This is a genomic window from Spirosoma aerolatum, assembly GCF_002056795.1.
Classification (GTDB): domain Bacteria; phylum Bacteroidota; class Bacteroidia; order Cytophagales; family Spirosomataceae; genus Spirosoma; species Spirosoma aerolatum.
This window is the reverse complement of sequence record NZ_CP020104.1, coordinates 4,950,582-4,977,149: the sequence shown is the minus strand read 5'-3', so window position 1 is coordinate 4,977,149 and position 26,568 is coordinate 4,950,582. Positions and strand designations below refer to the sequence as shown.

The window sequence follows — 26,568 nt, the reverse complement described above, 5'->3', positions numbered from 1 at the left end:
TGCTCAACAAGGCGTAGATGACTATCGCATCACAATCTCCTGGTTGTTGGGCCCTACCGACAGCACGATCTCATCGTCACTCGATTAGCTAGTCGATGAAAATAGATGCCTATATGGAGAAATAAGTAATTTTTGAGGAAATCGGATTTTAACAGATACGTAATTACTTCGTCCTATATGTTCAGGAAACGTTGGATTCTGCCTGTTCTAATTGGCCTCTCTAGCCTGAGTTTTACCCACTATTCGTTAACAGATTCGCAAGTTCACCAGCACATGGCCCGTACTGTTTTGCCCAAACCCGTTGCTCCCGACAAAAAAGCCCAACGGGCCGAACTCTATCGATTGTTGGGGAAATTGCCTGATCGCCATCGACCCATTACAGTGAAGTTGATCGAAACCCGGCAAACGGATGAGTTGATCATTGAGAAGTTGTTGCTCGATCTGAACGGTATTGAGCAGGTGCCCGCCTATTTTACCCGACCGAAAGCCGCAACGGGCAAGCTTCCGGTTGTGCTGTTTAACCACTCACACTTTGGGCAGTACGACGTCGGAAAGGAAGAGTTTGTTCGTGGACGGTCCGAAATGCAGCAGCCTGCTTATGCGCTGGCGCTGGCGCGGGAGGGCTACGCGGGCTTATGCATCGATAGCTGGTGTTTCGGTGAGCGACGGGCACGGGGTGAACAGGATACGTTTAAAGAAATGCTCTGGCACGGGCAGGTGCTGTGGGGGATGATGGTATACGACAACCTTCGGGCACTCGACTATCTGCAAACCCGGCCTGAAATCGATCCAAAACGAATTGCGACGATGGGTATGTCGATGGGAAGTACGATGGCCTGGTGGCTGGCTGCCCTCGACGAACGGATAAAGGTATGCGTCGATCTCTGTTGCCTGACGGATTATCAGTCGCTTATAGCGGCCAAAGGGCTGGGCCTGCATGGAATTTATTACTACGTGCCCGATTTATTGAATCATTTTACAACTTCTTCCATCAATGGCCTGATTTCGCCACGGCCGCACCTGGGGTTGGCCGGTCGCTTCGATAAGCTTACCCCTGTTGATGGGCTCGAAAAAATCGATAAAAACCTCAAGGCGATTTATCGGCAGGAGGGAGCCCCAGCAGCCTGGCAGCTACGGATTTATGATGTGGGCCATCAGGAAACGGCCGAGATGCGGGCCGATATTCTGGCCTTTTACAAAAAATGGTTGTGAAGTCAGAAATAAGGAAGTAGGCCGCATTAAAGTAAACCGCGAAGACGCTATAGACGCAAAGAGAAATGATGATGCTTTGCGTCTATAGCGTCTTCGCGGTTTAGCAAAAGGAATTCTTACAACACAATCGTTTTTCCGCCCTGGTAGGGGGCAAGTTGTGGCGAATCGGCTGGGAGTTCGGTGATGAGGTAATCGACCTGCTCCAGATCGGCAATTTTCATCCGCATCACACTGTTCATTTTCTCGGATATACACAGCACGGCTACTTTCTGAGCTGCCCGGATCATCGCTTTTTTGGCCTGTACGGTTTCCCAGTCAGAGTCGGAAAGGCCTTCTTTGGCGTCGATGGCATTGGTGCCCATAATGCACAAATCGACCCGCAGTTCGGACAGGCGCTGATACACTTCGCCACCGACGCTCATCTGGCTATACCGCGAGATTTGTCCGCCAATCATGATGATTTCCAGATTAGGCTTATCCAGTAGCTCAACAGCTGTCAGCGGGTTGACAGTAATAAACGTAGCCCGTAAATCTGCGGGAATTAGCTTAATAAACTCCCGAATGGTAGTTCCGCCCCCCATCAGGATCAGCATGCCATCTCGCAGTAACGTCGCCGTTTTTTCGGCAATGATCTTTTTGTTGGTGTGCGCGTAAGTTTCCTGAATCTGTGACGAATGGTGATAGGCTTTCGACATAGCCCCCCCGCGAATTTTTATCAATTTTCCTTCATCTGAAAGGTCGTTGATGTCGCGCCGGATGGTATCCTCCGAGACATTCAACGCATTCGCTAAGTCGGTCAGATTAACACGTGTGTGGAGGTTTATCTGTTTGATAATTAGCTGTTTGCGCTCGTCTTTTAAAAAGGCTATAGACATACTGTTTTAACAAATTCCTGGTAATTAGAACGTAAAAGGGAAAAATAAACTAACTCTAACCTATTACGGTATACGGCATTCAATGTACGGTAGGCTTTTCCGTGGCCTATATCCTCATAAGTCACCTTTACAGAAGCATGATTATAACAACTGTATAAGTAACCTATACGGGGCCCACCTGAAGATGCCTCGTCAGTCTCTTGCAGCTTACTGTATACTATAAACTGTCAAAGGCTCCATTCTATTCTCTTTTGTGAAATTTGTATAGTATTTAGTTTTCTTATAGAAATAGGTATAAAAACGCATTTTTTGCATATAATCTACGTGTATAGTTGCAGAAAAAGCGAATAAAAATTGCTTTAAGGTTTTTTTAATGCGTATACTTGTGCAAATATTGCAAATAATGTTGCAGTATTTGCAAATAGTCGCCTTTCCAAGTATTAACCTAACTAATCACATTAACCACGTGTATGCTTATGAAATGTATACTACGACATTGGCTTACCCGACGAGGTACGCTCCTGATGACACTTTGGTTGGTAAGTGTTGCCACCTTTGCGCAGACGATTTCCGGGAAGGTGATCAATGCGGGTGATGGACAACCGCTTCCGGGCGTAACCATCCTGGAAAAAGGTTCGGCCAAAGGAACCGTAACAGACAGTGAGGGTAAGTACACCCTTAATCTGACCAGCGCGCAGGCTACAGTTATCTTTTCCTACATTGGCTTTACTGCGCAGGAAATTGATGTATCTGGCCGATCGGTAATCGACGTGAGCCTGAAAGAAGGGGCCACTAGCCTGGGTGAGGTGGTTGTAACGGCTCTTGGGATTTCGAAAGAGAAAAAGGCATTGGCTTACGCCGTTTCCGAAGTTAAGGGTAGTGAGTTTACGCAGGCGCGTGAGAATAACGTAGCGAATGCGCTGACGGGCAAAATTGCCGGAGTCAACGCAACGGGTATGGCTACAGGGCCGGGTGGTTCGAGCCGGATCGTCATTCGGGGTAATGGGTCGCTCAACGGAAATAACCAGCCGTTGTATGTGATCAATGGGATGCCGATGGACAACAGTATTCCCGGTGGAGGTACTACCTCCGACGGAAACGGTATGAATGTAGACCGGGGCGATGGTATAGGTGGGATTAACCCTGATGATATTGAGTCGATTAGTGTGTTGAAAGGTGGTCCGGCGGCTGCCTTATATGGTGCTCGCGCATCGAATGGGGTCATTCTGATTACGACGAAAAAAGGCCGTGGTCAGAAAGGCGTAGGAGTAGAGATCAACAGCAACACCACCTTCGAAAGTATTGCTGTGATTCCAAACTGGCAGTATGAGTTTGGGCAGGGACTTGACGGGAAAAAGCCAACGACTGTTACTGAAGCCAAGAGCACAGGACGTCTGTCGTATGGGGCTCGGATGGACGGTCAGCCAACGATTCAGGTCGATGGGCAACTGCATCCCTATTCACCTCAGAAAGATAACCTGAAAAACTTCTATCGGACGGGTAGCAACTACATTAACTCGGTAGCCTTTACGGGTGGGAATGAGTCGGTTAACTTCCGGCTAGGTCTGAACAATACCCAGTCGAACAGCATTGTACCGAATTCGTCCTTTGCCCGGCGTATTGCCAACCTGAACCTGAATGCGTTTCTGGGTAAAAAGCTGAGTATCGAAACGGTTTTCCAGTACAATTACGAAGAAGCGACCAATCGGCCCAAAGTAGGCTATGCCGATATGAACCCGCACTGGGCGACGTACCTGGTGGCCAACGTGGTCGATATCCGCAGCCTGGCACCGGGATATGATCCGGTAACCGGGAAAGAAATGGAATGGAACCCGGTTCCGGCAGCGCCAAACCCGTATTTCGTGGTCAATAAGTTCAAAAACGACGATACCAAAAATCGGTTTATCAGCCAGGGAAGCATCCGGTACGACATTCTGAATAACCTGTTCCTGAAAGGGAGTGTCAGCCAGGATTTCTACAGCTTTCAGTCGGAATACGTACAGCCAACCAACAATGCCTATCAGCCTTTGGGAACCTATGAAGCCCGGAAGACCAGCGCTTCGGAAACCAACGGTATGCTGACCTTGAACTACAATACAAACCTGATGCCGGACCTGAGTTTTTCGGCATTGTTGGGAGCGAATGCCCAACGATCTATCTACGACCAGACACTGATTGCGGGTAGTGAGTTTACGGTACCGTATTTCTACAGCTATACGAACCTGGCTACGTCGACGACTACCCCAACATATATGAAAAGCGCCATCAACTCGGTGTTTGGCTCGGTCGATTTTGGGTATAAGAACCTGGCGTTTCTGACACTATCGGGTCGGCAGGATTGGTTTTCGGTACTGAATCCGAAGAGCAACAGCATTTTCTATCCGTCGGTAGGGGGCTCGTTCATTCTGTCAGACGCCCTGCGGTTACCCAAGGCGGTTAGCTTTGCCAAGTTACGGGCGTCGTATGCACAGGTGGGTGGCGCTACGGTTAATGCCTACCAGATTTACCAGTACTATTCGATGCAGCAGGGGGGGCACAATGGCCGTCCGGTACAGGTACTCTCGTCATCGCAGGTGCCAAATCCCGATCTGAAACCGCTGACCTCAACGACCTACGAAGGCGGTATCGAGGCCAAATTCCTGAATAATCGGCTGGGTTTTGATCTGACGTTATACAACCGAAAGACCACCAACGACATCGTTACCTCAAACATCGCCCTTTCATCGGGTTACACCTCGGCCTTGCTGAACGTGGGTGAACTGAGTAACAAAGGGGTTGAGCTCCTGCTAACCGGAACGCCGATTCGGAAGCCTGATTTTAGCTGGGATGTGAGCTACAACATGGCTTATAACAAAAGCAAAATTGAGCGGCTGGCCGATGGACTGACGGGGATCGATGTGGGTACTGGTGTTGGTGGAGGCTTAGTTCGTAACGTGCTGGGTCGGCCTTATGGAACGGTGTGGGGGTATCGGAAAAAGACCGACGCCAATGGCAATGTGGTGTTCAACACGGCCAGCGGCTACGCCGTTCGGGGCGACCTGGAAGAAATCGGGCAGGGCACCCCGCCACTGACGATGGGGATTACCAACAATTTCCGTTACAAAAACTTCTCGCTCAATATTCTGGTCGATGGTAAGTTTGGCAGCATCGTGTATTCGAACCTGTACCAGTATGCCTATCGCTTCGGTCTGCCGCAGGAAACCCTGCCCGGTCGCGAAACGGGGATTACCGTTACGGGTGTAACGCCGGAAGGAGCACCATTCACCAAAACCTGGGCGAAGGAAGATGTCGACACCTATTACGACAACGACAAGAATTACACGGCCATGTTCATGTTCAACAACGATTTCGTGAAGCTCCGTCAGATCATCTTCAGCTATAACCTTCCGGTCAGTAAACTGTCGTTCCTGAAGCTGCAATCGGCATCGATCTCGTTTGTGGCCCGAAACCTGGCTATTCTGTACAAGGATAAGAAGAATCAGTATTTCGACCCGGAGTCGGGCTACACCAGCACGAATGCGCAGGGCCTGGAAGCCTTTGGCGTACCCAGAACCCGCAGCCTTGGTGTAAGCTTACAAGTGAAATTCTAACCTGATAATATTCTGACCATGAAGAGTCTGATCAAAAAAATAGGTTTCGTGGCTCCGTTGTTTCTGCTTCTGACAGCCTGCGATAAAGGTTTCGAGGAAATGAACGTAGACCCCAACAAATATGCTGAGGTTGTTCCGGAGTATCTGTTCACCCGCGCGCTGCTGGACGGGGTGAGTACCAACTTTACGGGAGCCGCTTATCTGACCATCGGCCAGTCGATGCAGCACTTTGCTACTTACAAGGAAGTACCGGCAGCCGGGGATAAATATTTCAATTACAGCTATTCGACGGGCAACTGGAATGCCTACGCCGGAACCACCGCCGGACAAGGCGCTATCATCTCCATTCGGCAGGTGATCGATGCCGTTTCGGGCAATGCACTTACTGTAAACAAACTGTCGGCAGCCCGTATCTGGAAAGCGTATATATTCCATCGGTTGACCGACGTCTACGGCGATATACCCTATTTCGATGCGGGGAAAGCCCTGTCGGATAAGAACTACAGCCCCAAATACGACACGCAGCAGACCATCTACGCTGATTTGCTCAAGGAGCTTGACGAGTCGATTGCTGCCTTCGATGCCTCGAAAGGAACGTTCGGAAATGCCGATCTGATGTTTGGGGGAGATGTGACCAAGTGGAAGAAATTCGCGTATTCGCTGATGCTTCGCCTGGGTATGCGCCTGACCGAAGTGGATCCGGCAATGGCTAAAACCTGGGTACAGAAAGCGATTGCCGGTGGGGTAATTCTAGATGATGCTGACCGGGCTACCATTGCCTATGTAGATGGCTCGCAAACCGCCAGCCGGAACTTCATTGCCAGTGGCCTGCTCAGCACCGATTACATAACGCCCGGTGGCGATAATGTAGAAGGAGGGAAGTTTGCCAAAACCCTGATCGATTATCTGAAGAATACCAAAGATCCACGGCTGAACGTGATTTCGATAGTATGGACGACCACAGACAATAAAACGTTTACGGCCGATACCACTACCGCCCTGCAAAGTGGTATGCCAAATGCAGCCTACAACAGCCTGCCTGCGAACTTCAACTCGTTTTCGGAACCCAATCCAAACACACTGCTGAAATACAGTGCTCCGTTGCTTGTAATGACCAATGCCGAAATGTATCTGTTGCTGGCCGAAGCGGCTGTTCGGGGTTGGTATACAGGGAGTTCGGCGGAAGCAGCCTACACCAATGCAGTAAAAGCCGGTATGCGGCAGTGGTCACTTTTTGGTACGGGGGGCGCTATTTCCGATGCGAAGATCAACGCGTATCTGGCCGCCAATCCGTATAAAACAAGTGGGACGGTAGCCCAGCAGATGGAACAAATTGGTACCCAAAAATGGGTATCGCTTTTTCTGGAAGATGAATACGAGATTTTTTCAAACTGGCGCCGTACCGGGTATCCCGTGTTGACGCCGACCAATTATCCGGGTAATCTGACGGGGGGTAAGATTCCAACCCGCTTCGTGATCCCTGATTCGGAAGAGACGTATAACAAAACCAATTTTATCGAAGCGCGTACACGTCAGGGCGGTACCAATACCCTGTCGAGCGTGGTTTGGTGGGATAAGTAAGGAACCTGGTATATGATAGTACAACGGCGTTCGCTTTTTAAACGACTTTTTTCGTCAGTCGCCAGCCTGACGGGACTGACATCCATGAAGTCTGCCGACCATCAGGTGACGGATGGAGGTGTCCATCAGGACCTTCCCTTATATTCGAGTGCGAAGAAGCTGGATAATCTGGTTTTTATCTTCGGAATAGGCGCTCATTTTGAGGGTGATATCAAAGCGCATACCGATCATGTGCTCAACGAAATGGCGAAAGAGCTGACCAAAGCGGGTTCATCGATGGAGAAGGTATTGAAGGTGAATGTCTATCTCCATGATCTGATGGATTACAAGCCGATGAACGAGGTGTTCAAAGGTCGTTTTGGTCCCAAACCGCCCGTTCGGACAACTGTAGCCCCACGTGCAGGTGTACCGGGTAACTCACTGGTGGAAATGGACTGCATTGCGTAAGTCTATTGAAGCGTCAATACTCCACCTCCTATGAGCTACATTAATCAGGTCATTATTCCTTTAACAATACAGACATAAACCAATCATGCTCAGCAGACGAACATTAATCAAACACTTATCGGCTATGCCGCTGGTTGGCGGTTTTTTCGGAGAGGGTGCATCCGTTGCCTCGACCCTGGTGGCTCCGGCCCTGGCTCCCCGCAATCTGGTGAAAGAATTAGGTATCCGAACCTTTATCAATGCGGCTGGCACGTATACAGCCATGACGGGGTCGCTCATGGATGACGACGTTGTCAGCACCATCCTGGCATCGTCGAAAGAGTTTATGATGCTGGATGACGTGCAGACCAAAGTGGGCGAAAAAATTGCCGCCCTGACCCATGCTGAGTCGGCTGTGGTAACGGCCGGTTGTTTTTCGGCAATGACCCTGGGCCTCGCTGGTGTGTTGACGGGTATGGACCAGAAAAAAGTGGAGCAACTTCCGCACCTCGACGGTACCGACATCAAATCGGAAGTAATTGTGCAGAAGGGCCACAACGTCGGGTACTCCCATGCCCTGACCAACACAGGGTGTAAAATTGTATTCGTGGAAACGGTTGACGAGCTTGAAAAGGCAATCAATCCGAAAACCGCCATGCTCTGGTTTTTGAATATTCAGTCCGACAAAGGTAAGATCATGCACCAGCAGTGGGTTGATCTGGGTAAAAAGCATACTATTCCAACTATGATCGACATTGCCGCCGATGTGCCCCCCGTCGAAAACCTGTGGAAATTCAACGATATGGGCTTCGACCTGGTCTGTGTATCAGGTGGAAAAGCCATGCGCGGCCCACAAAGTGCAGGTTTACTGATGGGCAAAAAAAAGTATGTCGATGCAGCCCGGCTTAGCATGCCGCCACGCGGATCGACCATCGGGCGGGGTATGAAAGTAAACAAGGAAGAAATTCTGGGCATGTATGTAGCCCTTGAAAAGTTCATTGCCCGCGATCAGGCCAAAGACTGGAAAATGCTGGAAGAACGTGCCACCCACATTACCGAAGCAGCCAAAAGTGTGAAGGGAGTAAGCGTCGAAACGTTCGCACCTGAGCTGGGAAACCATACCCCAACCCTGCGTATAAGCTGGGATACCGCCAACGTGAATCTGACCGCCAAAGCCTTGCAGGAAGGTTTGCGAAACGGAACTCCTTCCATTGAGATCGTCAGCGATGGAAAAACCATTGGTATGACAACCTGGATGCTGAAGCCCGGCGAAGAAAAAATCGTAGCTACCCGCTTAAAAGAAGAACTGGCAAAGGGTTCGGTATAAAGTCCAAATCTGGTTTACAGTAAACCTTACGTAGCGTATGCAAAAGCTTATACTATTCCTTACCCTTATCTATATGTCAGGCTATACGGCTGATGCTCAGTTGTATAGTATTCTTATTAAAGGTGGGCGCCTGATCGATCCGAAGAATAGCATTGATGCCCTGATGGATGTAGCGATTAGAGACGGTAAAATCGTGCAGGTAGCCAAGTCTATTGACGCCAGTCAGGCCAGACAGGTGGTTAATGCGAAAGGTATGTACGTAACTCCCGGCCTGATTGATTTGCATGGGCATGTATTTTACGGAACCGAACCCAACCATTACCTGAGCAATGGCGCTACGGCCGTAGCGCCCGATGGCTTCACCTTTCGTACGGGTGTTACGACCATTGTTGATGCTGGGGGGGCAGGCTGGAAATCCTTTGAAACCTTCAAGCAGAACATCATCCTAACGGCCAAAACGCGGGTATTGTCGTTCCTCAATATTGTAGGCGAGGGCATGCGGGGGGGCAAATTCGAGCAGGACACTACCGACATGGACCCGAAACAGGCGGCTCGGGTGGCCATGGAGAATAAGAACGATGTGGTTGGTTTTAAAGTGGCTCATTTTCAGGGTGCAAGCTGGGCGCCTGTCGATCATGCGGTGGAGGCTGGCACGCTGGCAGGCATGCCGGTCATGGTCGATTTCGGTGGCAGTCAACCCCCATTGCCTCTCGAAGACCTGTTTCTGAAGCACCTGCGTCCGGGCGATATTTTTACGCACACCTATACGTTATTGCCCAACAATGTCCGGGAAACAATTGTGGATGAAGACACCAAAACCGTAAAACCGTTTGTTTGGGAGGCCCGCAAACGAGGTATTGTGTTTGATGTGGGCTATGGTGGAGCTAGTTTTAATTTCTCGCAGGCGATTCCGGCTATCAAAAGCAAGTTTTATCCAACCACCATCAGTACCGACTTGCATACAGGCAGTATGAATGGCTCCATGAAAGACATGCTTAGTATCATGTCGAAATTCGTAGCGATGGGAGAGGATATTCCTGGTGTGATCCGGGCCAGCACCTGGACTCCGGCGCAGGTCATCAAACGCGAAAACCTGGGGCATCTCTCGGTCGGAGCCATTGCCGATGTGGCTATTCTGAGTATGCGACAGGGTAATTTTGGCCTGTATGATAAAACAGGCTATAAACTAATGGCTAAACAAAAGTTTGAATGCGAAATGACCATCAAAGGCGGAAAGATCGTCTATGACCTGAATGGGATCGTCAGCCCGATGGGCTTAAACTGATGACAAACCGCTAGGACGCGAAGACGCAAGGTTCTATAAGCAATTGCGTAAATTTAAATTGAACGAAATTTTGTGTGATTGCTTAAGTCGATAATTGGCTCTTTGCGCCTTTGCGTCCTCGCGGTTTAAATGAAACAGAAACCCCATCCTGCAACCATCTGATAAACATAAAAAACATTTTTAAATCGTATGAAAACCGAACGCCGTTCCATCTTAAAACGCCTTTTCGCATCAGCCGCCGGAGCGATTGGGCTGGGCGCTACTACGAAAGCCGTGGCCGCTGAAGCTGCACCTGAAAAAGAAGTGTTTAATGTAGAGCATCACCAGGATGTGCCTCTCTTTTCGGGGTCTACCAAGCTGGGTAATCTTGTATTTGTGGCCGGAAAGGGCTATCACAAAGAGGGTGATATTAAAGTACACACCGACGAAGTACTGAAAGAACTGGAAAAAGAGTTGATCAAGGCCGGGTCATCGATGGAAAAGGTATTGAAAGTCAATGTGTTCCTACATGATCTGAACGACTATAAAGCCATGAACGAAGTGTACAAAGGCCGTTTTGGTAGCAAACCTCCTGTTCGTACAACGGTAGCCGTGTATGGTGGTGTTCCCGGCGATTCACTGGTCGAAATGGACTGCATCGCCTATATCTAATTTCTAGCCTGCTTTGCATCCCTCTCCTAAAACAGGAGAGGGGTTGGAGGAGGGTATACGACCTATTAATTCGACGTGGCTACGAACCGAACATCGAACGCGCCGGAGGCCCGTTTCCCTTTAATTGTCACGCTGTATTCAGCTCCTTTCTGATTGACCAGGTGCAATGTATTGGCTTCGGATGCGCCGATTCTCTTATGGAAAACGGTAGCCGAAGGTGATTTTACGGAAGCCGACATTTCTCCATCGCTTTCAATAAACTGATAGGCCAGATAAATATCGTTTTCGGGCACATGAAGCGTGAATGTCTGTCGGCCAGTTAGTTCCTTGAAAGTGGCTTTGGTTTGTTGGGCGTTTGAGGTGCCCTGCCACTGTCTGGTAAATGAACATGAACTGATAGACACAAGCAGGCAAATGGATAAGAGAGAACGGGTCATTCGTAAAACGAGTTAACGGGTTTAAGCTGTTTTATAGCGTAGATGTTAATCGTTTGGGCGGGGTTGCATCTGCCAGAAAGACTTTTTGTGAACCAGCTATTACCATTCACTCGGATATAGGGTGTAAGAGGCTTTCACTGGCTAGGCCAGATGTGTTTATTGGCGAAAATTCGATAGATTGGCCGCGCTATATCAACGATTATGAGATAGCTTTCATTTGTTCCTCAAAACCAACCAATCGATGAGAAAAACACTCGTTATCGCCTGTATGAGTCTGATTGCCTGCTCTACGATCACTCAGGCACAAACCATTCATTTAAAACCTGTTTGGGAAACCGATACTACGCTCCGAACCCCTGAATGCGTGCTGGTAGATCCTGCCAAAAAAGTGCTGTACGTAGCCTGCATCAATGGAAACCCAACCCTGCAAAACAAAGGTAGCTACCTCGCCAAAGTGGGCATGGATGGCAAGGTGATTAAGTTAAAATTCACCGAAGGTCTCAACTCCACCAAAGGGATGGGTATTCTGGGCGACAAACTGTACGTTACCGAGATGAATCAGGTGGCTGAAGTGTCGCTGGCAACAGGTAAAATACTCAATCGGTATCCGGTAGCAGGGGCTAAGTTCCTGAATGATATTGCCATCGATACCCAGAAAGGCATTGTGTATGTATCGGATTCAGATGACAGCAAGGTTTGGGCCATTACGGGTGGCAAACCAAGTCTGGTGTTGGCAGGCGCTCCGCTTAAGGGGCCGAACGGCCTTCTGTTTGAAAACAATCAACTGCTGATTGGTAATGGCGACGGCTCGTTATTGTCAATGAATCCGGCTACCAAACAACTGACAACGCTGGCTAAGGGTATGGGCGGAATCGATGGGATCGTTGCCCTGGGTAACAAAAAATACGTCGTCACGGAATGGGCGGGGAAGATTTGGTACGTACAGCCCGATGGCAAAACGGAGTTAAAACTCGATACGTCGAAAGAGAAAATCAATTCGGCCGACATTGGTTATAGCTCCAGTAACCAGATGCTTTATGTGCCAACTTTTTTTCACAATACAGTAAAAGCGTATTCGCTTAAATAGCGCTACTAAAACCAGAGTAAACACCCCGAACGGTTATGAGCCATTCGGGGTGTTTTTATTTGTATTCCTCGTTAAGGTGGATCAGTAGCTATTGAGTCATTGAGCATAGGGTTTCTGACAAACGAATTCATTAGCTTTGCTCTGTACATAAATACACTGCCGGTGCCTACCATGGCCTGAGAACCCTACGCGGGTTCATCGTTTATCTTCCTTCAGTTGAGCCGATTCGGATTGACCAGTTAACCGTCAACCGTTCGATTGGCTCCGATTTGCCTTGATACGTATAGCCAGATTTAGCTGGGTATTTCCTGGACAGCTTTGCTATGGCTGGCTTCTGTATGCTTGCAGATAAGACTAGACCAATGACCAGCCCACGCGGCTTGCTCAGGTCTAGTCCGTTGATTTCAATTAAACTAACTACTAATGGGCTAAGGCCCTGTTAATAAAGACAATGACAACAATTAAAAATAATTGGTACGAAGATTTTTTTGCAGGCCTGAACTGCGAAATGTGGGAAAGAGCCATGACGCCAGAATGGACACAGCGTGAAGTTGATTTCCTTGTCAAAGAACTGGAAATCGCCCCCGGTGCTAACGTACTGGATATTCCCTGCGGATTTGGCCGGCATGCAGTCGAACTAGTCAAACGAGGATTTAACCTGACAGGTGTGGATATTTCCGCTGAGTTTATGCAAGCTCTTCGCAATCAACTGGCAGCTGAACAACTGTCGATGAACCTGATTCTGGGTGATATTCTGACAATAGAGTTGCCTTTGGGTTTTGATGGGGCATACTGTTTAGGAAATAGCTTTGGGTACGTAGCGCACGAGGGCATGCAGGTGTTTGTCAGTAAAGTGGCTGAGGCTCTAAAGCCGGGATCGCGATTAGTAATTAATTCGGGCCTGCTCGCCGAAAGCATTTTGCCTAATTTTCCGCGTACGAAGCAGTACGTTCTGGGCGACCTGCTAATGGATATTCACAATGGATATAACATCGACGAGAGTTGCCTGACTACAGAACTTACCTATACTAGAGCAGGAAAGGTGGAAACCCACTACTTCAAACACTATGTGTATACGCTTGCTGAGATGAAACGGCTGCTGGCAAACTTCGGCTTACAAACAATAGCGGTCTATAACTCAACCGACGGGATCGTCTACCAAATGGGTGATCCACAAGTATATCTTGTTGCCGAGAAAATGTAGGCTATATGGGTTGATCAAAACAGAGCAGGCGGTACCGACCTATCAGTACCGCCTGCTCTGTTTTGATCGAGGGGGTAAGCTATGGATCAAGTAGGTGATTTTTTGTTGTGAAATATAGATAAGTAGTAACTATCTGTATTGATATGTAAGTGATTGGTAAATTGTTTTAGGTCATTTCATCCGGCAAAAGGGTCATTTCACGCATGAACGGATGATGGTCAGTAGACTTTTATGAGGGTGTATACTAGGTTAGCCTTATCGGATGATTCGTTAGTCAACCATTCGATAGGGCATAACTGTGTGTATTGCCCATTAGCGCAGACTACATGTTCACCGTAACTACTTTCGTGACCTACCATATGAATGCATTCCACAAACCACTGATTTATCTGGTTGATAATGACCAGGATGAGCATTTTCTGGCGCAATCCATTTCTGACGAACAAACTGAGTCGTATGCTATCCGCTGTTTTAGCGATGGCGCAGATCTGATTACACAGCTTACCCATCGTTTGGATTCCCGGTTTCCCGATCTGATTTTACTGGATCTGTCTATGCCTATCCTGTCTGGATATGATGTATTACGTCTGCTAAAAGGCGATCCTGACTGGAAAGGAATACCTGTTATCGTTTACAGTGCTTCGACTGACAGGCTCGCCCGAAAGCGTTGCCTGGAATTAGGCTGCTCCGTATTCCTTGATAAATCTAGTTTTTACCAGAATGATGAAGACGTATTGACATCGTTAATGATCTTGCCACTAACCACCCATGAAAACTAAATTAATCTCTATATTGCTTTATGCATTTGTCTGTAGCTTACTGAGTTGCTCGCAGAATACAACTGAAAAAGAGCAGGAAGTTAGCCCAAAAGTAAACGTTACCCGTCCTGAAGAAGCATTCCCTCTTCAACAGGGGCTACCAGAAACAGGTATGCTGAATGGGGAGGAAATTGCGTATTCCCTCATCAACGGTCAGGCAGTTTTTCAGAGCGATATCCTGATAAAGCCAGACTCGATTAATGGGGCAGCCGATCTGCATACAGAGGGAACCGGCCGCTCGAAAGTATCTTCTCGCTGGCCCAACAAAATCGTTTATTACGCTATTGATCCAGCACTCCCCAATCAGGCTCGGGTAACCGACGCGATTGCTCACTGGGAAGCTAATACTCCAATTCGGTTTGTGCTCCGTACCACCCAGCGAGGGTATGTCTTATTTCGACCTGGTCCAGGTTGCTCGTCCAACGTGGGATATATCGGCAGTGTCCAATACATAAACCTGTCGAGTATGTGCACCACCGGTAATACGATTCATGAGATTGGTCACACCATTGGGTTGTGGCACGAACAGAGCCGGGCAGACCGGGATGTGTACGTTACCATAAATACAGCTAATATACTGCCTGGTTATGAGTCCGATTTCCAGACGTACGTTCAACGAGGAATGGATGGGTTCGATTACGCAGGGGAGCTGGATTTAAGCTCAATCATGATGTACGGTTCCTATGACTTTTCGAGAAATGGTTTACCGACGATGACAAGAAAAGATGGATCGACGTTTATAAGTCAGCGTCAGGGTTTGTCGGCACTAGATATCAATACGGTAAAATCCATGTACCCTTAGAGTAGGTTCCCAGGCGTTAGTAGTGGAAGCTTTTATGTACATATATTGAGTACGTAAGGACAGGGTATGACTACCTAATAGTTATCAGTTAATACGTATTTTACATATAGAGAAACAAATCTAGAATATGGTAAATATGAATATATGTATTTTCTGTTAGTGGTATTTTTATTTTACTTACCAATTAGTAGGATTACTTGTATTTTTTTTATTGAAAATTATGTAAATATATTTGCTTAATGGATTGTTCGTAAACGTGAGACCATCCCCTTAATTAATGGACCTCATCAATCAGCGATCAATGTCTTTTCTTTTCTGCAGACATAGTAAGTAAGCCTCTCAGGCTGCCTGACATAGAGTATTCTCCGGGCGCTGGCAACTCAACAAACATAATTGGGTTTAGTCAATGCATTCAGTGGCTGATAGCTAGCGAATGCGTAGTTCGCGTTGTATCTTATCTACACATGTTGAAGCAAATACTCATAATTGACGATGTTGCACAAATCCGGGAGAATGTAGCTGAGCAATTGGCATTGAATGGATATGACGTACGTACCGCTGAAGATGGCATAACGGGTTTGAAGCAAGCCCGTCAATGGCTTCCCAACCTGATTCTGTGCGATATAATGATGGGCAGCGTAAGCGGTTATCAGGTATTGGAGAGTATCCGCACCTGCCCGGATACGGCTCATATTCCATTTATTTTTTTAACTGCCAAAGCAGATATGGCAAATTTGCGACAAGGGATGGGGCTGGGAGCCGATGATTACCTGACAAAGCCCTTTCTGCTCCGCGATTTGCTGAATGCAATAGAGAGTCGATTGAAGAGGAATTATGAGCAGCGAAGGGATACTGGTGCTGTAAGTCCGTACTTAAAAACGATTCGGGGACGCGATGAGAAAGGGTACATGATTCTACGCATCGACGAATGTAGTTATTTCTGCACCCATAAACGGGAGTACTTTGTCCATCATCCATTAGGTGCGTTCCAGATCGATACAAGCCTCGACACATTGACTGCCAAGCTAGACCCTGCCCAGTTTTTTCGGGTAAATCGGCATATTATTTTGCACCGGAAAAGCATCCTGAACTATACGTATTGGGACAAAGGTAAGCACTGCTTATTAATAGAAGCAGGGGGCAAACATCAGGAAGTGATTTTGCCGAAAGCACGGTTTCGTTACTTTAAAAACTGGTTATCTGCTTAAAATCAGACTACTGCATGAATACTAGTATGTGCTAATGGAAACGGATCTGGCGCTTTGGTTTAATACTTCGTCGCAGGGAGTTGCTTTCGTAGAGCCGGTGCAGAATGCGCAGGGATTACTCATTGACTTTCGCTATAAGCTGGTTAATAAGGCGTTTGCCCACATGGTCTGGCAAACCCAGGAAGCGCTTACAGGCCAGATGATCAGTATAAATACGCTGGGAGAGGAGTTCATTCGATCGCTGGAAACTAGTTTCCAGACGGGTGAGCCACAGCATATGGGTAAGCGGCAGGAGCAAGCTGGTGAAAGCCTGTGGCAGGATATTACGTTAACTCCAATGGGTGGCCAGATCATAGTGACTATTCAGGATGTCAGTGAACAGAAACGATATGAACATAGTCTGCAGCGACGTTTGGCTATGGAGTCAATCATCTCGACCATTTCCAGCCGGTTCATTACCCTAAAAACCGATCAGGCTGATCGGTATATTAGTAAAGCCCTGCAAGAGATTGGCGAGTATATTGATGCTGAACGGGCATCGGTATTTATGTACTCCGACGATTATCAGGAAGGCTACTGCATGCACGAATGGTGTACACCTGGGCATTCGTTAAGGAAAGCTAAAATTCAGAACCGACCCCAGGAGTGCTTCGACTGGATGCGGCCAAAGCTGGAAAATGGCGAATTTATCCGCTTACAGATTAACGAACTTACGCCGGATCAGATTCAGGAAAAGGCCTTCTTTGATTTCATTTCGGTGTATTCAATGATTGCCGTTCCCTTGATTCAGAAGCGAAAAACGCAGGGGTTTATCGGGTTTTATACAATCAGTAAACCGCATAGCTGGGACCAAAACGATATATCGCTGTTAGAGACATTCAGTACGTTAATTGCTAATGTACTCCTGCGATTGCAACAGGAAGCAGCCATACAACGTGTAAACTATCGGCTGGAAGGCCTGCATGCTATTGATCAGGCCTTGCTCAATTCCCGAATAAATGATCAGCCACCGCTGTCCATTGCCATGCAATATATGTATTCCATGGTGCCCTGTAATCGGATTTCGGTATTTCAAATCAATAGGGAGACAGGGCTGGCGGAAGCTCAATGCCGGGTAATTGAGGGGGAATTGGAAACTAACCCCACCCTGGCGGTGCCAGCCCGTTACTTTGATGAGCGATTCCTGCAAAACCAGATACCCACTCAACTGATCTATTACCCGGATGTACAGACCGACACAACCGGTATACCTCCTGATTTATTACCTAGCCTGAACGGTTTTCGTTCACAGGTCACCATTCCATTATACAGCCAGAAAGACTGTATTGGGGCCTTTACGTTGATGTCGGTAACCCCTCATTTCTTTAAGGAGGAGTACCTTCAGATTGCGCAGGAAGTAGGACGCCTGTTAGCCATTGGCCTACGCCAGCAGCAACTGGATAAACAGCTAAAGGGCTATACAGAACTGCTTGAATGGCGGGTAGAAGAGCGAACTCAGGAAATCCGACGTTTGTCAACCCTCCATCAGGCTATATTAAAACATGCCGGGCAAGCGATCGTATCGACCGATATGAATGGGGTTATCCAGACTGCCAACCAGGCTTGTGAATATTTACTAGGCTATCGGCCTGATGAATTAATTGGTCGTCAGACTTACCTCGAACCCGGTACAACTGAACACCCCTTACCCGTCGTTGTCTATCGATCGGTTACTCAGGATGCCCGTCCGGCTACCCGGTTTGCGGAGATACTGGCTGCCGAAGGCTTTTTCTATTGTGAATGTGTCGCCAGTGCCAAATCTGGCCGTCTGGTACCTATTCTGTTAGCCGTTAGCGTTTTGCAGGACGATAGTGGGGCTTTCATTGGCTATGTGGGTATATCTACTGACATATCGGCCCTGAAAAAAGCCGAACTAAAGCTTCAGCAAACGAATCAGGAACTGAACACCTTTTTTGAAGGGTCGCTGGATATGCACTGTATTGCCGATAGCCGAGGGAATATATGGGCAGCTAATCAGGCCTTTCAGGCTACGCTGGGGTATTCGGCTACCGAACTCATGCGTATTCCTTTTTTGCAGCTCATTCATCCTGATGAGCAGAAATTTGTTTATAAAAATTTGTTAGAAACGATTCTGGAACAGCCGATTCGTAATCAGATCAATCGAATGCGACGAAAAGATGGCTCCTACCGGATCATTGAATGGAATGCGGTCGGAATCAATCAGGTAGTATACGGATCGGCTCGGGATATTACCGAGCGGCAGGAAGCCGAAAGTCAGCTACGTAGCCTGAATCAGCGGCTACAATTAGCCACTCAGGCGGCTGGACAGGGCCTATGGGAAAAAGATTTAATAACAGACTCTTTATTCTGGGATGATCAGATGTGGCAGATTTTCGGTGAGGAATATCGTCAGCCTGATTGGCGCTTCGAGAAGTTCCTGGCTATAATTCACCCCGATGATGTGTCTACCTTTCAGGAGCTTACGTTTTCCAGAGCGCAAAATAGCAAGCAATCCATCGTATCCAGGATTATCCGGCCCGATGGCAATGTGCGCTACATTGAAGCAAATGGTTTAGTAATCCAGGATGAAAAAGGAAAACCCATACGGGCGATTGGCGTTGCCTGGGATGTAACCAAACGAAAGCTGGCTGAAGCGGCTTTGTTGGAAAGTGAGCAACGTTTTCGAGATATTGCCGATAATGTAGATGAGGTCTTCTGGATTCATGCAACAGACCCATTTCGGTTGCTATATGTCAATTCGGCCTATGAACGCATCTGGAACCGGAGCTGTCAGAGCTTATACGAAAACCCCTTTTCGTTTCTCGATACCATTTACGAAGAGGATAGACCGGCTGTTGCGAAAGCGATTAGTCTGTATGAAGTAGGGGAGGAAGTTAGTATCCAGTGCCGGGGAGTCAGGCCGGATAGTACCTTATTTTGGATGTCGGTTCGTACATTTATTATTCGCGACGAGACAGGTACCGTCACACGGCAGATTGGCATTGCCAACGACATCACGAGCCAGAAGGAAAAAGAACTGGTTTTACAACAATCACTCCGGCAGGAACAGGAGCTGAACCAACTGAAGTCGCAGTTTGTAGCTACGGCCTCGCATGAGTTTCGAACCCCTTTGGCCACTATTCAGTCGAGTGTGGACTTAATCAAATTATACCTGGATCTGCCCATTCCCAATGCCAGGGCATCTATTGAAAAACACCTCTCCGTTATTGAAAAAGAGATCGAGCAATTCAGTGCATTGCTTACTGATATATTGACAATCGGCCGGATTGAGTCCAAAAAGGTGAGCTTTTCTCCCCGATCTGTCGATGCGGTGCTGCTATGTGAAGAAATAATTGCTACTCATTTTAGCCATCGGAACGATAACCGGGCTGTCGATTTCAGCGTAGTAGGCGTTCCGCATGCGGTGTATGTCGACGATAAACTGATTAGCCATGTCATCGTCAATGTATTGTCTAATGCCTTCAAATTTTCGAAAAGCAATCCTACGCTGCGCCTTATTTTCGACGAGCAACATCTTGTTTTCGAGGTAGTTGATCAAGGAATTGGGATTCCTGAAAAAGAACTATCTGCCTTGTTTCAAGCCTTCTTTCGGGCTAGCAACACAAGTGGCATTCCAGGTACAGGGTTGGGCCTGGTCATTGCCCGGCAGTTTATCGAACTGCATGGGGGGCATTTTGCTATTCAGAGCCAGGAAAAGCAGGGAACGACTTGTACGATTTCGCTACCCGTCAACGCGACCGAATCGATTTTGATCAGGTCTTAATGGGCTGAATTTTAATTCATTAACAAATTGCCAAACTAGATTGAATACATGGCTACACAAATCCTACTCATTGAAGACGACGTTCAGATGCGCGAAAATGTAGAAGAGCTGTTGACGTTGCAGGGATTCCAGGTAGAAACCGCTACCAATGGCCGGGAGGGAATAACTCAGGCTATGCTACACGCTCCAGACCTGATCCTTTGCGATATTATGATGCCGGAATTGAGTGGCTACCAGGTGCTTGAGGTGATCCGTACCAATCGCCTGATTGCCAATGTGCCGTTTATATTCCTTACCGCCAAATCGGATACCTCCGATATGCGACGAGGTATGGACCTGGGGGCCGATGATTACCTGACAAAGCCGTTCACCTTTCAGAATCTGCTGCGTACAATTGAAAGTCGGTTGAAGCGGGAGGATTTACGGAAAGCAGAGCTTAAAACGCAGATCGATACGTTTCGCCACAAACTAGCCTCCGTAACTGCGCATGAGTACAATACGGCTCTAGCTGGTATTATCAGTATATCATCCCTGGTCCTGGATGATTATCAGCAGTTATCCGATGAGGAAACGGTCGAAATGATGGGTATGGTCAAAGTAAGTGGCCTGCGGTTGAAACGGTCCCTGGATAACATTCAGCTTATGGATACATTACAGCAAATCGATGCATCTCGTACCAACGCCTACGCTTACTTTTCGAAAGGTAGTTGCTGTATTACAGCTAAGCAGGTCGAGGGCATCGTTCAGGCTGTGTTGTATAGACTCGACCGGACACTTAGCTACCAACTCAGTATCCAATCTGTATCGCTTCGAATTTCGGAGGATAGCCTTCGCCTATGTCTGGAAGAGTTGATTGATAACGCGTTTAAGTTCTCGGACTGCACACAAAAAGTGCGTTTGACCGGCGCATGCGATGGCGACCAGTATCGACTTGTGTTTATCAATAAAGGGCAACCCTTTAAGGCATGTTACTACGACCAGATCGCGCCCTACACCCAGTTTGATCGTCAGCAATACGAGCAGCAAGGATTCGGGCTGGGCCTGGCGATTGTCAAACGGATTTTAGAATTGAATCAGGGCCGACTGTGTATTGCCAGCAAATCGGACGATGAGACGACTGTGTCAATATGGTTGCAACTGGATAAGCAGGCCACTATAGTCTGAAATAAAGCCAGCAAGACGCTTACGTAAAACGCAATCTGGATGCCCGAAGGGCTGGTAAGCCGACACCGCTTGCATCGAAGCCTCCATCGACGGCAATCATCTGGCCGGTGATAAAAGAGGCCTTTGTCGAGCAAAGAAAGACGACCATTTCGGCAATATCCTGTTCGGTTGCTGAGCGATTTAGCGGAATACCATCATAATAGGCTTTGATAATTTCGGGTGAATGAACAGCTTCGGCCAGCTTTGTTTTAACCGGACCTGGTGAAACACAATTTACCCGAACGCCATAATCCCCCAATTCAATCGCCAATTGCTTGGTCAGGTGAACCACCGCGGCTTTTGAGGTGCCATAAGCTACTCGTAACGTACTCGCCCGAAGTGCCGAAATGGAGGCAATATTGACAATAGAACCCTGGCTTTCTTTCAAAGCCGGTATAACGGCTTGCGAACAAAGGAAGACACCATCCAGGTTAGTTGCCATAATGGTGCGCCAGCTGTCGAAGTCTGTTTTTTCGAGTGGTTCGAAAACAGCTACCCCGGCATTATTGATCAGGGCATCAATGCGCCCAAACGTAACCAGTACTTTCGACACCATATCCTGAACCCTTTCGGGAATAGAAACATCGCACACGATGGGCAGCGTACCGGCTAGATGCTCCGAAGTTAGCTGGAGTGCGGCTTCGTCGCGGTCGATCATCGCGACTCGCCAGTTATTTTCCAGGAATAACTTTGTAGTAGCCAGACCTATACCCCTGGCGGCACCGGTTACGATGGCAATTTTGTTTAACATGTTTTTAGGCCGCTTTGGGTCAGGCTAAGGATAGGTCTGGCCGTTTCTACGTTTGTAGGGCGTGCAATGTAGTCAAAAGTGTTTCTGTTTTTGCGTAAATATTTTCCAAAAGCCCAACTTGAAGGAGGGGAATGTTGAGCTATCTTCCATCAATCTATCGACTCCGTCCGGTTTATCTGCCAATGTAGGCAACGTTACCAAACGTCTGCTTAACTGCCGGGCCAGCTGTTAGCGTTTTTTGCGAAGCTGCCTTTCGAGTGCTTTTATTCGCTTATCCTGCTCGATGCTATAGAGCGTCAACTCCTCAATCTTCTGAAGTAGTAGGGTATTCAGCTTAACCAGATCAACGCCTTTGCTGGTTACCTCTTCTGCGGAAGGTATATCGGGCAAATGTCCATTTTGGTGTATGTACGCTTCAACGGTCGGCAGCGATTTAAGGGAATAGGCGGGGCTAAATACATGATCGCTCCATTGAGAAGGCTCCTGAATGTGTAGCACATACCGAGCCTTCACGATTTCGCCCTTCTCATCGACCGTTAAAAACTGATCAGTAGACTGGCTGGGGTTGCTCTGACTGGTTAAGTGGCTTAGTGTTAGTCCGCTTGTATTGGGGAGTTCACTAACAATCTGCAGACGGTTCGTTGGGGCAGAAGTACCAATACCAACGTTTACGCCACTACCCAGAATTAGCGCGTTGCTGGCCGCTACCAAGCTATTAGCTCCTATAGCAATGGCATTTTGCAAACCGTCTTCTGCCTGACTATTGTAGCCCATCAATACATTGTCATTTCCTGTGATAATGTTCGTTCCGGCATTCTGGCCAATAATGATGTTGTTATCTCCCTGTAAGGTATTTATCCCTGCATTGTGCCCCAGGAACGTGTTTTTACTTCCTGCGATACTTGACGATCCTGCCTTAAAGCCTACATACAGATTTTGAATATCCAGCGAATTGTTAGCTCCTGAATAGGCTCCCAGAAAAGTATTCTCCAGGCCTGTCGTATTACTTTGGCCGGATAGATGACCTACGAAGGTATTATAGTTGGCTAAGTTCCCGCCACCTGTTCTTGTACCTAAAAAAGTATTATAGCTGCCAGTTGAACTCCCTCCGCCTGCATTGTAACCAAAAAATGCATTCTCCACACCTGTAGAGTTAGAAGCTCCTGAAAAATGCCCCAGGAACGTGTTGAATGAACCACTGGTATTACTGAAGCCTGATTCGACACCTCCAAATACATTCCAGAAGCCATCTTTATTTTTATGACCAGAGTTATAGCCTATAAAGACATTGTAAGAGCCAGTCGTATTGGCTTCACCTGCAGAATGCCCTATGAATGTGTTGTTGTCGCCAGTTGTGTTCGTATAACCGGCCCATGCCCCCTGAAACGTATTGAATGAGCCTGTAGTCGTTGACAAGCCAGTATTAACGCCCGTAAACACATTATAGGATCCTGAGGAGAGGACCGTACCTACTCCATAGCCTACGAGCGTATTGTAAATACCTGGTGTAGTCGAAAGTGGTGAAGTGGCTATATAGTTTGTCTGAGCCCAAACTGGAACAGACAACAATACGCATAAAAAAATAGAGGTGAGTTTCATAGAGGAAGAGTTGAGGTGGCTATCTAGCAAAGAAATGTAATTCAGGAATCTAACACGTTTGTACGCTTAAATAACCGCAAAAGAAAAAGCACTTACTGCTTTTACGCGGCAAGTGCTTTTTCTTTTGCGGTCCGGACGGGGCTCGAACCCGCGACCCCCTGCGTGACAGGCAGGTATTCTAACCAACTGAACTACCGAACCAACTTTTTGATTTATTTGACGCTGCCGTCTTCCTAAATCGTGGCACAAAAGTAGGCGTTTAGGGTATTCTGTGCAAGCGGTTCGTTGAAAAAAAATGGCGAAACAACAAACTTCTGTGTCTATTCGTTGGGAATCAAGTGGTTCACCGTCGTAATTTTTTTGAAAATTTTTGAAGAACGCCTGATTATTTCCCCGTTGCCTGCCTGATCGCAGCGACTTCGGCTGCATCGACCGGGGTGCCATCCTGTTTAAATACTTCGTGGAACCAGATTGAGGGCTCGCGACCATTTACATAAGGTTTCTGCCAACTATCCCAGGGCAGGAATGTCTGCGTTTTACCTGCTACAAAGCCCCAGTTGATCATGCCGACTTTCGCTTTTTTTGCAATGGGCAGGTGCGTTTGGAATTTGCTATCGACACCCCGCGCCATGTATTCAGTACAGATTACCGGACGGCCGAGCGAGGCCAGCGCTGGAATAACTTTCTCCAGATCGGCTGGTTTCGAGTATTGGTGGAATGTTATGATGTCTGAATTTTCGAACTGTACCTTTTCCATCGGCGACCATTTAGCCGCATTTTGCCAGTCTTCGGGGCTCCGGTAAATCCATACGCCAGACGTAAGGGGTTGAGTAGCTCCGGCTGCTCGTGCCCACTGGAATACGTGAGGCAGTAATCGGGTAACGATGGCGATTTTACGGGCTTTAGGTAATTCGGTTTTGATGGTGTGATTTTGGCCATAACTATTGTCGTTGCCATTATCTGGCTCATTCCAGATATCCCAGGCCAGTATCCGATTGTCGTTTTTAAACGCACCTACAACGCCTTTGACGTACGCTTCCAGCCGGGGATACTGCGACACGTCGGAAAGGGCTTCTGCACCCGGACTTTGCACCCAGCCTGAATTATGGATGCCAGGCGTTGGCTCATGCTGTTTGCCAAGCTTGGGCAGTGGGTCCCAGCACGAATCAAAAAGAACCAGCATCGGCCGGATTTTATGTTTGGCACAGATACTCAAAAACTGGTCGAGTCGTTTGGTAAAACCAGCCGCATCCTGCCAAAGTAAATCATGCAGAAATACCCGCATTGTGTTCATGCCGATGCTTTGTGCCATAGCTAATTCTTTGTCAATCGTAGCTGGGTCGAAGCTTTCGGCCTGAAACATCTCGAGTTCATTGATGGCATTGGCTGGAATATAGTTGGAACCGACCAGAAAGGGCTCTTTTGCATACCAGGTGTTGGCTTTGGCAGCTGACCATCGGGCAATTGGTGCGGTGGGTTGCGCAAGTGCGAGGGTGGAGATAAGGAAAAGGACTACAAATGAAAATCGCTTCATGATGTACTAATTAGGGTTGTTTCAGAGAGTTTATAAATGGATAATGGATAATGAAAAGGCTACCGTTATGCATTATCCATTATCCTGCTGGTACAGGCATGGGCGTTTTAGGAGCAGGTTTGCCAAAATTAGGTGATCCGTCGGTATTCCAGGTAAATGGCTGGATATGGGGAGCGCGTTTGTTGCCACAGCCATCCGTTGCTGATGGGTTAGCATGGTAAATCATCCAGTCCTGTTTGCCATCGGCCGAGCGGAAAAAACCACCATGCCCTGGCGCCCAGACATCATTTTCAGGAGCTTGCTGAAAAACTGGAGTGGGACTTTTAGCCCAGTTTTTGGGGTTGAGCAGATCGCCTTTACCGCTATAGGTTAACAGACCCATACAATAGTCGAGCCAGCAGGCATTGGCTGAATACACAATAAATAGCTTGCCGTTATGCCGTAGAAATTCAGGGCCTTCATTGACGTAAATTTTAGGCACTTCTCCATTTTTCTGCCACGCCTGCGGCACATCGCCGTGCTGTTCCCAGGGGAGATCTGGTTGAGACAGCTTAACCCGGTCGCCATCAATAGTCCAGGGGTTTTTCAGTCGGGCAATGTAAATATCCTGTCGGCCATTCGTTGAACCTTCCCAGCCTGACCAGGCCGCATAAAGCTGCCCGTTAAAATCAATGACCGACATATCGATGGCCCAGTGGTTCTCTTTATCGCCAATTTTTCCTTTCATGGTCCACTCGCCTTGCATCGGATCAGCCGATTGGTTTTCGATAACCCATACTCGGTGGGATAAATTATTGAGCGAATCGGCAGAAAAATAGATATACCAGCGGCCGTTCAGAAAATGGATTTCGGGTGCCCAGAGTTCACGGGAATAGGGCTTGTCCGCAGGTGGAGTGTAGACTACTTTACTCTCGGCTGTAGCAAGGTCGGCTATGTTCCGGGTCTTCCAGAGTGTCAGGTTGCGACCGGTCGTATTCATATAGTAATACCAGCCGTCTTTTTGGAGCACCCAGGGATCGGGGCCTGAATTTTTGATGGGGTTGGTAAAGGTCCGCTGAGCCACCAGGGGATGGGTGAGCGTTAGCAGGAGCAGTAAACGTAACAGACGAGTAAGGTGCCCGCCAATAGAATAGGCAGTCATGAGCATGTAGGAAGAGGTTTCTATCCATAAAGAGTAAAATTGGTCCTTTTACC

General features: G+C 47.8%; 20 protein-coding genes and 1 tRNA gene. 14 read left to right on the top strand and 7 right to left on the bottom strand.

Translation table 11 applies throughout. The annotated features are described in order from the left end of the window. The first annotated feature begins 177 nt into the window (after positions 1–177). Positions 178–1,212: a dienelactone hydrolase family protein gene (locus B5M13_RS20675; RefSeq protein ID WP_155297308.1), complete on the top strand. Its 1,035-nt coding sequence runs from the start codon at positions 178–180 to the stop codon at positions 1,210–1,212. A 116-nt stretch (positions 1,213–1,328) separates the two neighbouring features. On the opposite strand, the gene B5M13_RS20670 is transcribed toward B5M13_RS20675, so the two are convergent. Continuing rightward, on the bottom strand, positions 1,329–2,087 hold the full coding sequence (locus tag B5M13_RS20670) for a DeoR/GlpR family DNA-binding transcription regulator (protein WP_080057466.1): 759 nt from the start codon (positions 2,085–2,087) through the stop codon (positions 1,329–1,331). A gap of 476 nt (positions 2,088–2,563) precedes the next feature. On the opposite strand from B5M13_RS20670, the gene B5M13_RS20665 reads away from it, so the two are divergent. The 6 genes from B5M13_RS20665 to B5M13_RS20640 all read left to right on the top strand — a co-directional run bounded on the left by B5M13_RS20665 (position 2,564) and on the right by B5M13_RS20640 (position 10,947). After that, on the top strand, positions 2,564–5,677 hold the full coding sequence (locus tag B5M13_RS20665; RefSeq protein ID WP_245859410.1) for a SusC/RagA family TonB-linked outer membrane protein: 3,114 nt from the start codon (positions 2,564–2,566) through the stop codon (positions 5,675–5,677). Positions 5,678–5,695: 18 nt separating this feature from the next. Then, a complete protein-coding gene (locus B5M13_RS20660; RefSeq protein ID WP_080057465.1) occupies positions 5,696–7,258 on the top strand; it encodes a SusD/RagB family nutrient-binding outer membrane lipoprotein in 1,563 nt (520 codons plus the stop codon). Between the two features lie 12 nt (positions 7,259–7,270). Continuing rightward, positions 7,271–7,705, top strand: a complete 435-nt coding sequence (locus tag B5M13_RS20655) for a RidA family protein (protein WP_080057464.1) — start codon at positions 7,271–7,273, stop codon at positions 7,703–7,705. An 85-nt stretch (positions 7,706–7,790) separates the two neighbouring features. After that, a complete protein-coding gene (locus tag B5M13_RS20650) occupies positions 7,791–9,011 on the top strand; it encodes an aminotransferase class V-fold PLP-dependent enzyme (protein WP_080057463.1) in 1,221 nt (406 codons plus the stop codon). A 37-nt stretch (positions 9,012–9,048) separates the two neighbouring features. Beyond that, positions 9,049–10,296, top strand: a complete 1,248-nt coding sequence (locus B5M13_RS20645) for an amidohydrolase/deacetylase family metallohydrolase (RefSeq protein WP_080057462.1) — start codon at positions 9,049–9,051, stop codon at positions 10,294–10,296. A 189-nt stretch (positions 10,297–10,485) separates the two neighbouring features. Next, complete coding sequence (locus tag B5M13_RS20640; RefSeq protein ID WP_080057461.1) at positions 10,486–10,947, top strand: RidA family protein; 462 nt, start codon at positions 10,486–10,488, stop codon at positions 10,945–10,947. Between the two features lie 65 nt (positions 10,948–11,012). On the opposite strand, the gene B5M13_RS20635 is transcribed toward B5M13_RS20640, so the two are convergent. Continuing rightward, positions 11,013–11,384 (bottom strand): hypothetical protein, encoded by a 372-nt coding sequence (locus tag B5M13_RS20635; RefSeq protein ID WP_080057460.1) that lies wholly within the window; start codon positions 11,382–11,384, stop codon positions 11,013–11,015. A 241-nt stretch (positions 11,385–11,625) separates the two neighbouring features. Between B5M13_RS20635 and B5M13_RS20630 the strand changes: the two genes are divergently transcribed. The 7 genes from B5M13_RS20630 to B5M13_RS20600 all read left to right on the top strand — a co-directional run bounded on the left by B5M13_RS20630 (position 11,626) and on the right by B5M13_RS20600 (position 21,451). Further along, a complete protein-coding gene (locus tag B5M13_RS20630; protein ID WP_080057459.1) occupies positions 11,626–12,471 on the top strand; it encodes an SMP-30/gluconolactonase/LRE family protein in 846 nt (281 codons plus the stop codon). Positions 12,472–12,922: 451 nt separating this feature from the next. Further along, on the top strand, positions 12,923–13,675 hold the full coding sequence (locus B5M13_RS20625; protein ID WP_080057458.1) for an SAM-dependent methyltransferase: 753 nt from the start codon (positions 12,923–12,925) through the stop codon (positions 13,673–13,675). Positions 13,676–14,034: 359 nt separating this feature from the next. After that, positions 14,035–14,454, top strand: a complete 420-nt coding sequence (locus B5M13_RS20620; RefSeq protein ID WP_170061166.1) for a response regulator — start codon at positions 14,035–14,037, stop codon at positions 14,452–14,454. Beyond that, entirely contained in the window at positions 14,444–15,295 is an 852-nt protein-coding gene (locus B5M13_RS20615; protein WP_080057456.1) for a M12 family metallopeptidase, read from the top strand. The genes B5M13_RS20620 and B5M13_RS20615 overlap by 11 nt, the downstream gene beginning before the upstream one ends. 464 nt (positions 15,296–15,759) lie before the next feature. Continuing rightward, entirely contained in the window at positions 15,760–16,503 is a 744-nt protein-coding gene (locus B5M13_RS20610) for a response regulator (RefSeq protein ID WP_080057455.1), read from the top strand. A gap of 34 nt (positions 16,504–16,537) precedes the next feature. Then, positions 16,538–20,287 (top strand): PAS domain S-box protein, encoded by a 3,750-nt coding sequence (locus tag B5M13_RS20605; RefSeq protein WP_080057454.1) that lies wholly within the window; start codon positions 16,538–16,540, stop codon positions 20,285–20,287. Between the two features lie 48 nt (positions 20,288–20,335). Beyond that, the gene (locus B5M13_RS20600) at positions 20,336–21,451 is read left to right on the top strand and encodes a hybrid sensor histidine kinase/response regulator (protein WP_080057453.1); all 1,116 of its coding nucleotides are present in this window, start codon (positions 20,336–20,338) and stop codon (positions 21,449–21,451) included. A gap of 19 nt (positions 21,452–21,470) precedes the next feature. Here the strand turns inward: B5M13_RS20600 and B5M13_RS20595 are convergent, their stop codons facing one another. The 5 genes from B5M13_RS20595 to B5M13_RS20575 all read right to left on the bottom strand — a co-directional run bounded on the left by B5M13_RS20595 (position 21,471) and on the right by B5M13_RS20575 (position 26,521). Continuing rightward, positions 21,471–22,241, bottom strand: coding sequence for an SDR family NAD(P)-dependent oxidoreductase (locus B5M13_RS20595; RefSeq protein ID WP_080057452.1), 771 nt, complete (start codon positions 22,239–22,241; stop codon positions 21,471–21,473). A gap of 228 nt (positions 22,242–22,469) precedes the next feature. Next, positions 22,470–23,840 (bottom strand): hypothetical protein, encoded by a 1,371-nt coding sequence (locus B5M13_RS20590; RefSeq protein ID WP_080057451.1) that lies wholly within the window; start codon positions 23,838–23,840, stop codon positions 22,470–22,472. A 127-nt stretch (positions 23,841–23,967) separates the two neighbouring features. Beyond that, positions 23,968–24,041: transfer RNA gene (locus B5M13_RS20585), tRNA-Asp, on the bottom strand. A 184-nt stretch (positions 24,042–24,225) separates the two neighbouring features. Then, the gene (locus B5M13_RS20580) at positions 24,226–25,374 is read right to left on the bottom strand and encodes a cellulase family glycosylhydrolase (protein ID WP_080057450.1); all 1,149 of its coding nucleotides are present in this window, start codon (positions 25,372–25,374) and stop codon (positions 24,226–24,228) included. Positions 25,375–25,453: 79 nt separating this feature from the next. Then, on the bottom strand, positions 25,454–26,521 hold the full coding sequence (locus tag B5M13_RS20575) for a glycoside hydrolase family 43 protein (protein WP_080057449.1): 1,068 nt from the start codon (positions 26,519–26,521) through the stop codon (positions 25,454–25,456). Positions 26,522–26,568: the final 47 nt, after the last annotated feature.